At 62.4% G+C, this 13,908-nt stretch carries 16 protein-coding genes; 7 read left to right on the forward strand and 9 right to left on the reverse strand.

The features are described 5' to 3' along the window. Nucleotides 1–62 precede the first annotated feature (62 nt). Nucleotides 63–413 (reverse strand): ArsC family reductase, encoded by a 351-nt coding sequence (locus EB231_RS26750; RefSeq protein WP_172351443.1) that lies wholly within the window; start codon nucleotides 411–413, stop codon nucleotides 63–65. A 124-nt stretch (nucleotides 414–537) separates the two neighbouring features. On the opposite strand from EB231_RS26750, the gene EB231_RS35240 reads away from it, so the two are divergent. Beyond that, entirely contained in the window at nucleotides 538–636 is a 99-nt protein-coding gene (locus tag EB231_RS35240) for a hypothetical protein (protein WP_246740723.1), read from the forward strand. Nucleotides 637–843: 207 nt separating this feature from the next. Here the strand turns inward: EB231_RS35240 and EB231_RS26760 are convergent, their stop codons facing one another. The 7 genes from EB231_RS26760 to EB231_RS26790 form a co-directional block, all read right to left on the reverse strand. Beyond that, nucleotides 844–1,197 carry a SnoaL-like domain-containing protein gene (locus EB231_RS26760; protein WP_172351444.1) on the reverse strand — a complete coding sequence of 118 codons (354 nt, stop codon included), beginning with the start codon at nucleotides 1,195–1,197 and terminating at the stop codon, nucleotides 844–846. Nucleotides 1,198–1,344: 147 nt separating this feature from the next. Next, entirely contained in the window at nucleotides 1,345–1,947 is a 603-nt protein-coding gene (locus tag EB231_RS26765) for a 2'-5' RNA ligase family protein (protein ID WP_172351445.1), read from the reverse strand. A gap of 212 nt (nucleotides 1,948–2,159) precedes the next feature. Continuing rightward, a complete protein-coding gene (locus tag EB231_RS26770; protein WP_172351446.1) occupies nucleotides 2,160–3,245 on the reverse strand; it encodes an ABC transporter ATP-binding protein in 1,086 nt (361 codons plus the stop codon). After that, a complete protein-coding gene (locus tag EB231_RS26775) occupies nucleotides 3,235–3,843 on the reverse strand; it encodes a cupin domain-containing protein (protein WP_172351447.1) in 609 nt (202 codons plus the stop codon). Before EB231_RS26775 ends, EB231_RS26770 begins: the two co-directional genes overlap by 11 nt. A gap of 134 nt (nucleotides 3,844–3,977) precedes the next feature. After that, nucleotides 3,978–5,045, reverse strand: a complete 1,068-nt coding sequence (locus EB231_RS26780; protein ID WP_172351448.1) for an ABC transporter substrate-binding protein — start codon at nucleotides 5,043–5,045, stop codon at nucleotides 3,978–3,980. Between the two features lie 26 nt (nucleotides 5,046–5,071). Further along, nucleotides 5,072–5,893 carry an ABC transporter permease gene (locus EB231_RS26785; protein ID WP_172351449.1) on the reverse strand — a complete coding sequence of 274 codons (822 nt, stop codon included), beginning with the start codon at nucleotides 5,891–5,893 and terminating at the stop codon, nucleotides 5,072–5,074. Continuing rightward, nucleotides 5,890–6,774, reverse strand: a complete 885-nt coding sequence (locus tag EB231_RS26790; protein WP_172351450.1) for an ABC transporter permease — start codon at nucleotides 6,772–6,774, stop codon at nucleotides 5,890–5,892. The genes EB231_RS26785 and EB231_RS26790 overlap by 4 nt, the downstream gene beginning before the upstream one ends. Before the next feature lie 349 nt (nucleotides 6,775–7,123). On the opposite strand from EB231_RS26790, the gene EB231_RS26795 reads away from it, so the two are divergent. The 6 genes from EB231_RS26795 to EB231_RS26820 all read left to right on the forward strand — a co-directional run bounded on the left by EB231_RS26795 (nucleotide 7,124) and on the right by EB231_RS26820 (nucleotide 12,767). Continuing rightward, the gene (locus tag EB231_RS26795; RefSeq protein ID WP_172351451.1) at nucleotides 7,124–8,281 is read left to right on the forward strand and encodes a fumarylacetoacetate hydrolase family protein; all 1,158 of its coding nucleotides are present in this window, start codon (nucleotides 7,124–7,126) and stop codon (nucleotides 8,279–8,281) included. A 103-nt stretch (nucleotides 8,282–8,384) separates the two neighbouring features. After that, on the forward strand, nucleotides 8,385–8,672 hold the full coding sequence (locus EB231_RS26800; protein WP_172351452.1) for an ATP-binding cassette domain-containing protein: 288 nt from the start codon (nucleotides 8,385–8,387) through the stop codon (nucleotides 8,670–8,672). Between the two features lie 100 nt (nucleotides 8,673–8,772). After that, nucleotides 8,773–9,708, forward strand: a complete 936-nt coding sequence (locus EB231_RS26805; protein WP_019856893.1) for a substrate-binding domain-containing protein — start codon at nucleotides 8,773–8,775, stop codon at nucleotides 9,706–9,708. 117 nt (nucleotides 9,709–9,825) lie between these two features. Next, nucleotides 9,826–10,812, forward strand: a complete 987-nt coding sequence (locus EB231_RS26810; RefSeq protein ID WP_140769067.1) for an ABC transporter permease — start codon at nucleotides 9,826–9,828, stop codon at nucleotides 10,810–10,812. A gap of 3 nt (nucleotides 10,813–10,815) precedes the next feature. After that, a complete protein-coding gene (locus tag EB231_RS26815) occupies nucleotides 10,816–11,607 on the forward strand; it encodes an ATP-binding cassette domain-containing protein (RefSeq protein WP_172351453.1) in 792 nt (263 codons plus the stop codon). Between the two features lie 137 nt (nucleotides 11,608–11,744). Continuing rightward, entirely contained in the window at nucleotides 11,745–12,767 is a 1,023-nt protein-coding gene (locus EB231_RS26820; protein ID WP_172351454.1) for a LacI family DNA-binding transcriptional regulator, read from the forward strand. 313 nt (nucleotides 12,768–13,080) lie between these two features. Here EB231_RS26820 and EB231_RS26825 read toward each other — a convergent pair whose 3' ends face one another. Beyond that, on the reverse strand, nucleotides 13,081–13,671 hold the full coding sequence (locus tag EB231_RS26825; protein WP_172351455.1) for a TetR/AcrR family transcriptional regulator: 591 nt from the start codon (nucleotides 13,669–13,671) through the stop codon (nucleotides 13,081–13,083). Nucleotides 13,672–13,908: the final 237 nt, after the last annotated feature.

Genomic DNA, 13,908 nt, shown 5'->3' on the forward strand with positions numbered 1-13,908 from the left:
GAGGAATCAGACCGCCTCGGAGCCTTGCGTTCAGGCAATGACGAAGCGGGCGAATACAGCGTCTACTTGCCAACCGCCTGCGCATAGACATCCGGCTTGAACCCAACCAAGATCTGGTCGCCAACCTCAAGCACCGGGCGCTTGATCATTGTGGGTTTGGCCAGCATCAGCGCCTTGGCCTTTTTTTCGTCGAGCGACTGCTTGTCGGCGTCCGGCAGTTCGCGGAAGGTCGTGCTGCCCTTGTTGAGCAGCTTTTCCCAGCCGACCTTGCCAACCCAGCCACCCAACCGCTTCGCGTCCAGCCCCTCCGAGCGAAAGTCATGGAAGCGATAAGCAACGTCGTGGTCCTCCAGCCAGACGCGCGCCTTCTTGACCGTGTCGCAGGTGGTGATGCCGTAGATCGTAGTCGTCAAAGCGCGTTTCCCTTGGGCTGACAATCGAATCCCTCCCACAACCTAAAACCGCCCTTCCCGATTTGCCAGCGCCCAGGCCCGCAACCATTGCTGCTATCTCGACATCGTGCCGAACGAGCGGCTGGTGTGGACGGATGCGCTGCTGCCGGGCTATCGGCCGTCAGGCGAGCCCTTCATCACCGCGGTCATTTCCCTCCAGCCGGATGGCCGAGGCACGCGCTAGACCGCCACCGCCATCCACCGCGACGAGGCGACCCGCGACAGCCATGAGGAGAGGGGTTTCTTCGATGGCTGGGGCATGGTGGCCGACCAGCTTGCCGAGTATGTGAAGATGATTTGAGCGGCACATTGCGGCCAGGACGCCGTCCCGGCCGCAATGCTTGTATCTCGAAGCGAAGTGCAGGCTCCGAAGTCGGAGGCATCTCCTGCCTCAGTAGTAAAAACGCTCTTCGGTAATCTTGCCGTTCTTGACCGTGTAGAGGCCAACCTCGTCCATGGTTACACGCTGGCCGGTAGCCTTGGGCGTGACGTCGAATGTGAAGCGCACCGCGAACTGGTCGCCGTTGACATAGGGTCCCTCGACCGAGCCACCGTGGACCTCATGGTTCTCCTGCCACCATTGGCTTTTCTGCCTGAGGGCCTCCTTGCCATGGCTGACGGCCATCGGTCCCTCCATGGCTTCGTAGCTGGCGATGTCATCGGCATTGTACTTTTCGGCGGCACCGTTGTGGTCTCCCTGCTTGAGGAGCTCGGTGAAATCCTTGGCAATTTCCGCGATGGTCATTTGTGTTCCTCCTGTTCAGACGCACTCGAAGTGGGGAAGCGCTTGCCGGCCCGCCACCCCTGCCCGCATGACAGCTGACAAGCCGTGTCAGGACGATCGATATAGCGCGGCTGTGTGACGACAAATTGAGGGAGAGCGATCAGCGTATCACATAGCACTCAGCGGCCAACATTCGGGGAAAACGTACTTCTTCAGTCCGCGCAAGCTGTGCACAAGAACGAATTGCCGGGCGACAAAGCTGATTGGGCCGATAGGCTGTTGCGAAATTAGCTTCTGGTCATAGGCCAGCGTCAAATGTGGAACGAAACTGTCTGAAGCCTTGAGACCTTCGCGCAACATCTCAGCGCCAAGCTTCCTGCTCAATTCACAAACCGGTCCGTCATCGGCGAGAAGCACGAAAGGATGCTTAGCCGGGCGGCCCCTCGTCGCCGGGCGACCGGGAAAGCTCCTGAAAGAACGAAAGGTGACCTCAAACTCAGACATCGCAACTCTCCGGCCCGACCGGGCGGCAGCGAAGATGAATTTCTCTCGCAGTCTTTTGTAATCACCGACGTGTTGCAGGCTGACGTGAAAGCGATGATACAGCAGACGGGAGCCGGTTATCTCACATTGGCCGCATAGCCGGCTTTGACAGTCCGCAAACCGAGAATAGTCCTTCTGCTGCAAAAACAAGCCGTAGAAGACGCGCTCCGGCAGCTTAGGCCGCCATGGTCCCTCTGGAATTCCGAAATCGAACTCGCCTTGGTACATGCGCATACGCTCGCCAAGGAACGCTCCTGTTTTCGCCTTAGCAATTTAGAACAAAGCACGAACAAATCTTTGAGTCAAGCGTGGATGATCCGAAGCCCGAGCCCCGTAGCTGATGGTGCCCTTGACCTCCAGGGTGCGAACGGTCCCGGTATGACAGTCGATCGAGACCTGCCTCGCCGCAGCTGTGCGGCGACCTTTCGAAGGTGGTCAGACTAGCCCGACAGCATAGGGCAGTTCGCCCCACGGCGCAGGCTGATATGCGCCACGTCGCCGACGCTGAATTGAAACCCCTCGGCCTGGCGGGGCGCGTCGATGACGATCGGAATGCCTTGCCCGAGTTCGGCATGCAGGCGCAGCGTACGGCCGTGAAAGACGATGCTGTTGACGCGCGCCGGCGCTGTGCCGGCCGTGGCTTCGGTCGTCGCCAGGAGATCCTCCGGCCGCACGCCGATGATGCGCGTTGCGCCCGCGCTCGGGGCCTCGCCATTTTCCGGCATGGCTTCCAGCGGCAGAGCGCCGGCGGCGAACCGCAAGCGATCGCCGTCTCTGCCGACAAAGCGCGACTGCAGCAGGTTCATCGTGCCGATGAAGCTGGCGACGAATGTGGTGGCGGGCCGATCATAGAGGGTCGCCGGCGGCGCGATCTGCTCGATGCGGCCCTTGTTCATGACGACGATGCGGTCGGAGATCGACAACGCCTCGGTCTGGTCGTGCGTGACCATCACGAAGGTGGTGCCAAGCCGCGACTGCAGCCGCTTCAACTCGACTTGCATCTGTTCGCGCAGATGCGCGTCCAGCGCCGACAGCGGCTCGTCGAGCAAGAGCACGCGCGGCTCGCAGACGATGGCGCGGGCGAGCGCGACGCGCTGGCGCTGGCCGCCCGACAGTTCCAGGACGCGAGCGCGAAGCTTGTCTGCGAGACCGACCATCTCCAGGGCTTCGCCGACGCGCTTTGCCTGCTCGGCGCCGGACAGTTTTCGCAAGGACAGGCCGAAGCCGACATTTTCGGCGACGTTCATGTGCGGAAACAGCGCGTAGTCCTGGAATACGGTGTTGACCGGCCGGTCGAAGGGCCGAAGGGCCGTGATGTCACGGCCGTCGAGCAAGACCTTGCCGCTCGACGGGCTTTCGAAGCCCGCAATGACACGCAGGCTGGTGGTCTTGCCACAACCGGACGGACCGAGCAGCGTGATGAATTCGCCGCTGACAATGTCGAGATCGACGGCATCGAGTCCGACGATGCCACCTGGAAAAACCTTGGAAACCGCCTGCAGCCGGACGAGTGGATCAGGCGCCATCGCGAACCTCGGACGGCTTCGTGGTGTTGACCCAGAGGATCTGGCACTGCTCCGAGCCGGGATTGCGGAAGGCGTGCAAAAGCGTGCTCTTGAAAGCAAAACTGTCGCCGGTCTTCAGCCCGTATCTTGTCGAATCCACCACCAGTTCGACCTCGCCCGAAAGCACGAAGCCGAATTCATGGCCGGCATGGGCATAGGCTTCCGCCGTGCCGCCACCGGCTTCCACCGTCACCAGCATGCCGGTCAGCGTCGCGCCGGGCGGCGACAGCAGGGCCTTGGCGATGCCTTCGGATTTCACCGGAATCGCGCGGCGGCTGTTGGCGCGCACGCAATAGAGATCGTTGACGGCCTCGTCGCCGTCGGCGATCAACGCCGAAGGCTCGATGTCGAGCGCGGCGGCGAGCGGCCAGATTACCTTGACGCGCAACGAGGACATGCCGCGTTCGATCTGGCTGAGCGCGCCAATCGACACGCCTGCCCTCGCGGCCAGTTCGGCCAGCGACAGGCGGCGCTCGAGCCTCAGCGCCCGCACGCGCCGGCCGACCCGCACATCGGCATCGTCCTTCGGCTTCTCCGCCGTTTCGTCAAGAACATCCATGCATTCGTCCTCGTTGCAGTACTTTGGCTCGCGTCCGGCAAGCTTGCCTTCGGCACCCACTTACCCTGGCGTTGGCCCCACCCCTCACCTGCCTGCGATGAGGGGCAGCGCCAGCGTCCGCAATTAACCGCTGATCACCCGCCAGCCTTCACTTTCTCGAACATCTTCGCCACATCGTCGTTCTGTTTCATCGGCCCGGTGAAGATCGTGCTCTTCAGCATCACCTCCGGGTCGGACGGCAGTTGCAGCTTCTCAAGTTCGTCCTTCGACACGCCGGCGAAAGCGGTGCTGAGCGAGCTGCCATAGCCATAGGACTGGATCAGGAATTTGCCGGAGTCGGCGTCGAGCCGACTGTTGATGAAGTCATAGGCGAGATCGACATTCTTGGCGTCCTTCAGCATGACGAAGCCGCAGGCCCAGGTCAGCATGCCTTCCTTCGGCTTCATGAACTCGACCGGCACGCCCTGCTTCTTCAGCGATGTGGCCGATGCGTTCCAGGTCATGGCGGCGACCAGCTGGCCGCTGGCCAGCGCCTGCTCGACCGAGGTCATGTCGGTGGTGTAGCTCGACAGCAGCGGGCGCTGTTCGCGCAGCTTTGCCGCGACCTTGTCCATCTGCTCCGGCGTCATGTCAAAGGGGTTCACGCCGGCGAGAAGTGCGGCGACGATGGGCGTGTCATGGACGGCGTCGATGGTCGCCATGCGGCCGGCATATTGCTTGTCCCAGAGCAGGTTCCAGCTCGCCTCGGGATTCTTCACCAGGTCGGTGCGGTAGAGGATCGAGGTGTTGCCCCAGTCCCACGGCACCATCCAGACCTTGCCGTCGCCGGCTTGCAGGTCGGGCAGGTTCTTGAACACCGGGAAGATCGAATCCCAGTTCTTGATGCGCTTGGTGTCGATCGGCTGCAGCAGGCCCTCCTTGTTCCAGCGCGCCACCTTGTCATAGCAGGGATGGGCGATGTCAGGACGGAAGCCGGCCTTGACCTTGGTGAAGGCATCGTCGTCGTCCCCGAAGATCGAGGCCTCGACGCCATCGGGATGCGCGGCAAGGAAGCTTTTGTTGAAGTCGGGCAATTCGTAACCCGACCAGGTGAAATACTGCAGTTTTTCGGCGGCCAGCGTCACGGTCGAAGACAGTGCGAGCGCCAATGCCGCGAGGCCGGCCCGGGCCTTGTGTCCGGTTATCGATTTCAGGAATGCCATTTTCGTTCTCCTCTTGGTTGTTATGGTCAGGCTGGATTGCGGCGTGCCGCGCCGAGCCCGCGATGGCGCAGGATCTCGGCGGTACCGGCGATGATGAAGGAAACAGCCAGGATCACCGTCCCCAGCGCCATGACGGTCGGCAGCGATCGCGGGAAGCGCAGTTGGCTCCAGATGTAGAGCGGTAGTGTCGGCTCGGTTCCGGCGAGGAAGAAGACGACGATGAATTCGTCGAAGGAGATCAGGAAAGCAAGCATGAAGGCCGACAGTACGGCTGGCAGGCTGAGCGGCAGCATGACGCGCCGGAACGTCGTCCAGTCGGAAGCGCCGAGATCGAGGGCCGCCTCGCGAACGGTCCTGGGGATGGCGGCGAAACGGCTGCGCATGATGACCACGGTGGTCGGCAGAGCCACCAGTATATGGCCGAGAACGATGGCGATACGCGATGGCCCGAGGCCGATCAGGTTGACAAGGATCAGCAACGATATGCCGACGATGACGCCGGGGATGAGGATCGGAAGCCGTGCGATGGCGCTGATGGTGGTGGCCAAAGGCGAGCGGCCATAGAGATCCATATAGGACACGGTGATGCCGCACAGCGTGGCGCCTGAAGCCGCGACAACGCCGATGACGAGGCTGTTGGCGAGCGCGCCCGAAAGCGCCGGATTGCCGTAGAGCGTCGCGTACCATTGCAGCGTGAAGCCCTGCAGGGGAAACGCCGCCTGGATGGAATCGTTGAAGGAAAACAGTGGGATCAGCAGCACCGGCAGATAGAGGAACACCAGATAGGCAAGGACGTAGAGGCCGAGCCAGCGGCCATCGCGTTTCGTCCCGGCGCGTTCGGCCCTCATGTGCGGCTGCCAAATCTGCGGTCGGCGCCGCGCGCCACCAGCACCACAAGCAGGATGACCAGCATGACGCAGACCGAAAGGGCCGCGCCGAACGGCCAGTCATTGGCCTTGCCGAACTGTGACTGGATCAGCGTGCCGATCATGGTGCTGGCCGGGCCGCCGACCATGGCCGGCGTGACATAGTCGCCGACCGTCGGCACGAAGACGACAAGGGCCGCGGCCAGAACGCCGGGCATGGAGTTTGGCAAAACGACGCGGCGGAACGCGGTGAACGGCCGCGCGCCAAGGTCGGAGGCGGCCTCGAGCAGGGATTTCGGGATCGTGTCCAGCGCCACATAGATCGGCAGGATGGCGAACGGCGCGTAGGCATGGGCGAGCGTGACAACCACCGCCGCCGGCGTGTTGAGGAAGGCCAGCGTCGGCTCCGACCAGATGCCGCTTTCGATCAGCGCCGAATTCAAGACGCCGTTATAGGCGAGCACGATCTTCCAGGCGAAAACGCGCAGGAGATAGCTGGTCCAGAATGGCAACGTCACCAGGAACAACAGCAGGCCACGCCGCCGCCCGGCATGGAAGGCAAGGTAGTAGGCGACGGGATAGGCGGTGACGACCGTTGCCAGCGTCACCAGGCCGGCAATGACCAGCGAGCGCAGCGTCACCGTCCAGTAGAGCGGATCGGTTGCCACGGTGGTGAAGTTTTCGACTGTCAGCCCAACGCCGAGCAGCGAGCCGTCATTGCCGCGGAAGGCGAGGAACAGCACCAGGCCAAGCGCAAACAGGATCAGCAGGAACGTGACCAGTGCCCCCGGTAGCAGCATGGCGAGGCGGAAGCCCGGTATAGATCGGGGCTCGGGCACCTCTGCTGCAACCAGCGTCGACATGGACCTGCTCATCGAGATTTTGAAATTGGCCAAGATTTTTTCATATTTCTGAAACTGTCAAGTAGAATCCCATTGGCGGAAATGGCCGCGATCAACGCCTAAATTCGCCGAGACCGCAGCCGCACGGGCTTACGTGTCCTGCATGAAAATCCATCGAGCGTTTCATGTTCTTGAAAAAGCTCGCGGTTTTGTGACGCCGGCACGGACCGTGCTGGTGCAGATGCGGAGTTCATAGCCAAAGCCCGGCACCTTGGATCACCATCGGTGGGATAGACCTTTGAGCGGAATCCGGTGAAAGTGCCGCGCCGATCCGGCAAGCCGCATTTTCGATGATCAGAGGATCCCACGCATGACAAACCCGACGCATCTGCCTACCGAGGGCCTTTTTGTCGGCCGCGCCAGGAGTGGCGATGTCTCGCATCCCATGGTGGTCACGGTGCGTGACGGCACCGTCTTCGACATCACGTCAAGCGTGGCGCCGACCGTGCGTGACATCTGCGAGATGGCCGATCCGGAAAACCATGTGCGTTCGGCCAAGGGCAAGCCGATCGGCTCGCTCGATGACATCGCGGCCAACAGTTTCGAGGCGACGCGCGATCTGGCAAAACCCCATCTGCTTTCCCCCGTTGACCTGCAGGCCGTCAAGGCATCGGGCGTGACCTTCGTCGTCAGCCTGCTAGAGCGGGTGATCGAGGAGCAGGCGCGCGGCTCGGCGGAAAAGGCGGATGCCATCCGCGCCGACATTGCCGGACTGATCGGCCATGATTTGTCGAAGCTCAAGCCCGGGTCGCCGGAGGCCATGGAGATCAAGGCCAAACTCATCGCGCGCGGCGCCTGGTCGCAATATCTGGAAGTGGGCATCGGCCCCGATGCCGAGATCTTCACCAAGTGCCAGCCGATGGCCTCGGTCGGCTTCGGCGCCGATGTCGGCCTGCACCCGGTATCGACCTGGAACAATCCGGAACCGGAGATCGCCATGATCGCCGCCTCAAGCGGCAGGATCGTCGGCGCCACCATCGGCAACGATGTCAATCTGCGCGACGTCGAAGGGCGCTCCGCACTGCTGCTCGGCAAGGCCAAGGACAACAACGCCTCGGCGTCGCTTGGCCCCTTCATCCGCTTGTTCGACGACACGTTCTCGATCGACGATGTGAAGCGGGCTGTCGTGCGCCTGAAAGTCGAGGGCGAGGATGGGTTCTCGCTGGAGGGCGCAAGCTCGATGGCCGAGATCAGCCGTTCGCCGGAAGAGCTGGTTGCCGCGGCCATGGGACCGCACCACCAGTATCCGGATGGGTTGGCGCTCTATCTCGGCACCATGTTCGTGCCGTCGAAGGACCGCGGCGAAAAGGGCAAGGGCTTCACCCACAAGGTCGGCGACATCGTCACCATCTCGTCGGAAAAATTCGGCGCGCTGGTCAACCGGGTGCGGCTGTCGCCCGATTGTCCGCACTGGACCTACGGTGCCAGCCATTTGATGCGCGACCTTGCGAAAGCTGATCTTATCTAGAATCTCTACCCAAACCGCCGCAATCAACATGATTTTGTGCGGAATCCGATGACGGCGGACGCAATCCGCTTCAAGATCGCGGTGCGGTCGGGGGGCCGCTCCGATGTCCGATTCGCCGATCCTGTTCGTGCGCAACGTCGCCAGGCGCTTTGGCGGCACGATCGTGCTCGAAGACATGAACCTTATGATCGAGCGCGGCTCGATCCACGCGCTGGTCGGCGAAATCGGCGCCGGCAAGTCGACGCTGACAAGGTGCTGGCGGGCTGCGCCCCTGCACCGATCATCCGGCTGCCCTGAAAAGTCACCCCAACTGATGCAATCTGATGGCTCTGCTGATGGCGGCGCGTCGGGCGCCAACTACATCTGCAGATGGAGGCTTGCCATTCGTTGAAAAAGGGAATGCTCTTAGGCATCCGAGCGGCGCTGGCAAAAGACGCAATCCGGCCGGGCCGGAACAAGGGACGGATCATCTTCAACCGGGAGGAAATCAAATGCTGACAAGACTGAGACTTGTGCTCTACGGCCTGCTGGTCGCGCTGACGGTCATTCCCGCCGCGGCGCAGGCCAAGACCTTCTACTGGATTTCACATGGCGGCCCGGCCGACCCGGTCTGGACCTACTTCCTGGCCGGCGCCAAGCAATGGGCCAAGGACACCGGCAATACCGTCAACACCTCGTTCCACAATGGCGATGTCGCCTCCCAGCAGGAAGCGGTTCGCGCCGCCCTCTCGGCCAAGGCCGACGGTATCGTCACCACCAGCCCCGATCCGGGCAGCCTTGTCGAGATCGTCAAGGAAGCCCGCGCCGCCAACATCCCGATCATCAACTTCAACACGCCCGATCCCAAGGCCAATTTCAATGCCTATGTCGGCGGCGACAACGTCACCTTCGGCAAGCATTGGGCGCAGTATCTGGTCGACAAGGGCCTGGTGAAGAAGGGCGACTTCGTCTGGATGCCGGTCGAGATCCCCGGTGCCACATACGGCGTCCAGGAAGAAGAAGGCATCAAGAGCGTGTTCGGACCGCTCGGCATCACCTATGAAGTGACCGAGGCGACGCTCGACCAGGCCGAGGTGATCAACCGCATGGTCGACTACCTCACCGCCCACAAAGGCAAGGTCAACGCCATCATCGGCCTCGGCGACCTCGTCACCGGCTCGATCAAGCGGGTGTTCGACCAGGTCGGCGTCAAGCCGGGCGAAATCCCGGTCGTCGGCTGGGGCAATTCGCTCGATACTACGCAGGAAGTGCTGAACGGCTATGTCAATGCCGGCCAATGGCAGGACCCGCAGGCGACCAGCTATGTCGCGCTGTCGCTCGCCAACATGGCCGCGTCAGGCATTCCTCCGGGCTTCAACGTCATCACCGGCGCGCTCTACGAAAAGGACACGGCCGGCATCTACGACAAGATCCTGTCCGGCAAATAACCGCGATCCTGGCGCCGCACCGTCCTGGCACGCGGCGCCAGGTTTCCCTTGCGCCGCGACTGGCCCGCCTGATGCGGTGGGGATCGCGGCCCGTTCCAACCATGTCGCGGGTTCCCTGTGGAAAATCATTCGCTCATCCAACGCCTGATCGCGCGGCCTGAATTTGGTCCCTTCGTGCTGCTCGTCGTCGAGATCGGCGTTTTCTGGGGCTTCAACCACGACTTCCTGTCGCCGCAGAACATCTCCAACACGCTGGCCTTCACCGTCGAGCTCGGCCTGATCGCGCTGGCGATGACGCTGTTGATGACATCAGGCGAATTCGACCTTTCCGTCGGCTCGCTGTTCGGCTTTTCGCCGGTGCTGATGTGGACGCTGTTCAACAGTGGCGTCACCTCTCTGGAAATGGGCTTCGTCGTCGCGCTGCTGGTCGCCGCCTTGATCGGCCTGGTCAACGGCTGGTTCGTCACGCAGCTCAAGATCCCGTCCTTCCTGGTGACGCTCGGCATGCTGCTCGTGGTGCGCGGCAGCGCCCTTTTCATCACCGACGGTTTTCCGCAGCGCACCTGGAGCGCCGAAGGCAGCTGGCTGGCGGAAGCGCTGGTCGGCGACTTCTTCATCGGGCCGTTCCGCATCTACATGTCGCTGTTCTGGTTCATCGCCGCGGCGATCGCGCTCGGCTATGTGCTGACGCAGAGCCGGACCGGCAATTGGATCCAGGCCGCAGGCGGCAATCCCAACGCGGCGCGGGCCCGCGGCGTCAACGTCAACCGCGTCAAGATCGGCCTGTTCGTGCTCTCCTCGGTTATGGCTTCGCTGGCCGGCGTCATCTCCTCGCTGCGCACGTCCGCAGCCAATCCCAACAGCGGCACCGGCTACGAGCTCGAAGTCATCGCCATGGTGGTGATCGGCGGCACGGCGCTGACCGGCGGGCGCGGCACCATCATCGGCACGGTGCTCGGCATCCTGATCCTGCGCGTGATGCGCAACGGCATCGTGCTGATCGGCGTGCCGGGACTCGCCTACAACATCTTCATCGGCGCGATCATCCTTGGCATGATGGCGCTCCACTCATGGCTGGAACGCCGGCATCAGGCAGGGACTTGAACCATGGCCGAGCCATTGATCCGCATGCAGAACATCCGCAAGTCCTATGGCCGGGTGCAGGCGCTCGAGGACGCCAATTTCCATGTCAATGAGCGGGAGATCGTCGGCCTGCTCGGCGACAACGGCGCCGGCAAGTCGACGCTGATCAAGGTGCTGTCAGGCGCCGTGCCGCTGACCAGTGGCGATATCTTCATCCGCGGCAAGAAGGTGACCTTGCGCAGCACCAGCGACGCCATCGCCCAGGGCATCGAGACGATCTACCAGGACTCGGCACTGGTCACGCAACTGTCGATCGCCCGCAATTTGTTCCTCGGGCGCGAACCGATCAAGCCGCCGCGTTTCCTCAACCGCATGGACCAGGAGGCGATGAACACTGTCGCCCGCGACCTGCTCAAACAGGTCGGCATCTCGAAAAACATCCCACCGACGACGCCGATCGGCTCGCTGTCGGGCGGCGAGCGCCAGGCGGTGGCGATCGCGCGCGCCATGCATTTCGACAGCGACCTCATCATCCTCGACGAGCCGACCAACAATCTTGGCGTCGCCGAAACGCAGGGCGTGCTGAGCTTCGTGCGCAACGCCCGCGATTCCGGCCATTCCTGCATCTTCATCGCGCACAACATCCATCATGTCTTCCAGGTGGTCGACCGCATCGTCGTCATGCGCCGGGGCAAAGTGGTCGCCGACGACATCGACCCGAAGAAGACGACCGTGACGGAAGTCGAACGGATCATCACCGGCATGTCGGACAAGGAAATCCGCGACGCCGTCGCCGACGGCAAGCCGTCACACTGAGGACGGGCGGAAGCCGTCTTGTCGAGGCAGCCGAACGCACGTCGCGGTGATGGGTGTCGATCACCCGTCACTCATATCGCGTCGGCTGCCAAATCGCTTGTCTGGCGCGCCACCGCATCGGCGCATAGGGTTACGGCATGAAGGCCACGGTCTCCGATATCGCCAGGAACTGCGGGCTCTCGACCGCGACGGTCGACAGGGTGCTCAACAACAGGCCAGGTGCCAGTGCAGCCAACCGGCAGCGTGTCATGGAGGCGGCCAAGCAACTCGGCTATCTGCCGGTAGCCGACCAGGTGACACTTCCCTCGAAGCCTGCAAACCTCGAATTCTTCCTGCCGATCGGCAGCAATGCCTTCATGCAGGATCTGGCAAGACACATCGAGGACTATGCATCGCGCCTGCCGCTGGTCGCCTCCTGCCGGATCCACAACCTCGCCGGCATCGCGCCGAATGCGCTGCAGAGCGCCGTCGAAAACCTGTCGCTGAGGGCCAATGGCGTCGGCGTCATCGCCATCGACCATCCGCGAACCCGCAACATCCTGCGCGACATTGTCGACACCGGCATCCGCCTGGTGACGCTGGTGTCCGATATTCCGGCCGCTCCCCGCTCGGCCTATGTCGGCATCGACAACCGCGTGGCGGGACGGACGGCCGCGCTCTTGATGGGACGCTTCCTCGGCGGCCGCGAGGGCCATCTTGCGATGGTCGTCGGCTCGCGCTCCTATCGCGGCCACGAGGAACGTGAAATGGGCTTTCGCTCCGTGCTTGGCGAGGAATTTCCCAACCTCACCGTAACCAGTGCCGTCGAGATCAACGATGAGCCGGATGCCAGCTATGCCGAAACCATGAAGGCGCTGCACAACGAACCGGAACTGCTCGGCATTTATTGTGTCGGGGCCGGACGCTCCGGCGTTGCAAAGGCCATCCGGGAAGCCAGGCCCAACCGCAAGCCGGTCTTCATCTGTCACGACCTGACGAGGGAAACGCGCGGCTACCTCGTCGACGACCTCGCCGATGTCGTCATCGACCAGAACGCCAGGCTGATCGCCGAACAGTCGGTCATTCGCCTGCTGGGCTCCATCGCCTCATCGGCGCCCTACCTGACGCGAAAATTCATCGAGCCACGACTGATCTTCAGGGAAAACGTTCCGGTGCAATGAGCCCGTGTTTCCCAGCTTTTGCGGACGACACGGCAAATCTGCACAGCAGCTATGCACAATTCATTGTTGCCGAATCATTGGGCAACTCGTAGGTTCTGGTTGTCGGCCATCTACTCCTCCCAGATGCGATGCCGACGCTGAATGGGGTGCACCTCCTCCCGCACCGCATTCGAAATCGAGCCCGCTGCCACCTCCTCCCGGCAGCGGGCTTTTTTCGTCCAGCCATCAGGAATAGCGGCACAGCCGACGCCAAAGGGCGCCAGACATCGCCTCAGTCATATGACCGGCAAACCACCGACAGAGGCAGCGAAACTCAACCGGCGGCAGTGCCCCGGAAGGAAACGATCAGCCCTTCGGCCATGCGCACGAACTGCGTGCTCGGACCTTCGGTACCCACCGTCTGCACGCTGACGCGCGCGCCCTCGAACAGCAGCGATAGCGTATCGGCGAGAAGTTCTGCCTGGCCGATGCCGGCACCCCGGCACAACGCCACAAGGCGATCACGTTGGGCTTCCTTGAGTTCCTTGATGACGCGCCTGGCCGGATGATCCGGTTCGGTCAATTCTGCGGCGGCATTGGCCATGTCGCAGCCGCGACCATCAGCATTGAGCATGGCTGCAGCCTTGCGAACCCAGGCATGCAGTTGCGCAAGCTTGTCGCCAGGAAACTCAGCCTCGAAAGCGTCCCACATGGCGCCGGCCTTGGCCGCGTTGGCGCGCAGGCACTCGACGATCAGCTCGTCCTTGGATTCGAAGTGACGATAGAGCGTCATCTTGTTCGTGCCGGCAGCTTCAGTAATAGCGTCGACGCCGACGCCCTTGATGCCGTGCTTGTGGAACATGTCGCGTGCCGTCTCCAGGATTCGATCCCGGGGACGAGAGCGCTCCACGACGCCGTCTGTCATCATGATCTCCTTTCGTTTCCAAAAAACCCTCGGCCACCTCTTGACTAGGGTGTTACCGGTCTGTAACTTCCAGAATGTTACTTACTGGTAACACCTATGTCGTCCGTCGTCAATAACAAGGCCGTGAACTGGTCCTGCCAGATGAGAGGGACGAGAAACTGCCAATCATGCGGCCTCGGCCGGTGAAGAAATGAAAACGGTTCGCGAGCATGGGCTGCGAATCGACAGACAAGGAGC

The sequence above is a fragment of the Mesorhizobium sp. NZP2298 genome (assembly GCF_013170825.1).
GTDB lineage: Bacteria > Pseudomonadota > Alphaproteobacteria > Rhizobiales > Rhizobiaceae > Mesorhizobium.

Bases quoted from the DNA above. Each gene is read 5' to 3' on its own strand.
- EB231_RS26820 (WP_172351454.1), top strand. From the start codon at position 11,745: ATGAAGGCCACGGTCTCCGATATCGCCAGGAACTGCGGGCTCTCGACC.
- EB231_RS26815 (WP_172351453.1), top strand. From the start codon at position 10,816: ATGGCCGAGCCATTGATCCGCATGCAGAACATCCGCAAGTCCTATGGC.
- EB231_RS26785 (WP_172351449.1), bottom strand. From the start codon at position 5,893: ATGAGGGCCGAACGCGCCGGGACGAAACGCGATGGCCGCTGGCTCGGC.
- EB231_RS26825 (WP_172351455.1), bottom strand. From the start codon at position 13,671: ATGACAGACGGCGTCGTGGAGCGCTCTCGTCCCCGGGATCGAATCCTG.
- EB231_RS26800 (WP_172351452.1), top strand. From the start codon at position 8,385: ATGTCCGATTCGCCGATCCTGTTCGTGCGCAACGTCGCCAGGCGCTTT.
- EB231_RS26805 (WP_019856893.1), top strand. From the start codon at position 8,773: ATGCTGACAAGACTGAGACTTGTGCTCTACGGCCTGCTGGTCGCGCTG.
- EB231_RS26780 (WP_172351448.1), bottom strand. From the start codon at position 5,045: ATGGCATTCCTGAAATCGATAACCGGACACAAGGCCCGGGCCGGCCTC.
- EB231_RS26760 (WP_172351444.1), bottom strand. From the start codon at position 1,197: ATGACCATCGCGGAAATTGCCAAGGATTTCACCGAGCTCCTCAAGCAG.
- EB231_RS26770 (WP_172351446.1), bottom strand. From the start codon at position 3,245: ATGGCGCCTGATCCACTCGTCCGGCTGCAGGCGGTTTCCAAGGTTTTT.
- EB231_RS26765 (WP_172351445.1), bottom strand. From the start codon at position 1,947: ATGTACCAAGGCGAGTTCGATTTCGGAATTCCAGAGGGACCATGGCGG.
- EB231_RS26790 (WP_172351450.1), bottom strand. From the start codon at position 6,774: ATGTCGACGCTGGTTGCAGCAGAGGTGCCCGAGCCCCGATCTATACCG.
- EB231_RS26775 (WP_172351447.1), bottom strand. From the start codon at position 3,843: ATGGATGTTCTTGACGAAACGGCGGAGAAGCCGAAGGACGATGCCGAT.
- EB231_RS26795 (WP_172351451.1), top strand. From the start codon at position 7,124: ATGACAAACCCGACGCATCTGCCTACCGAGGGCCTTTTTGTCGGCCGC.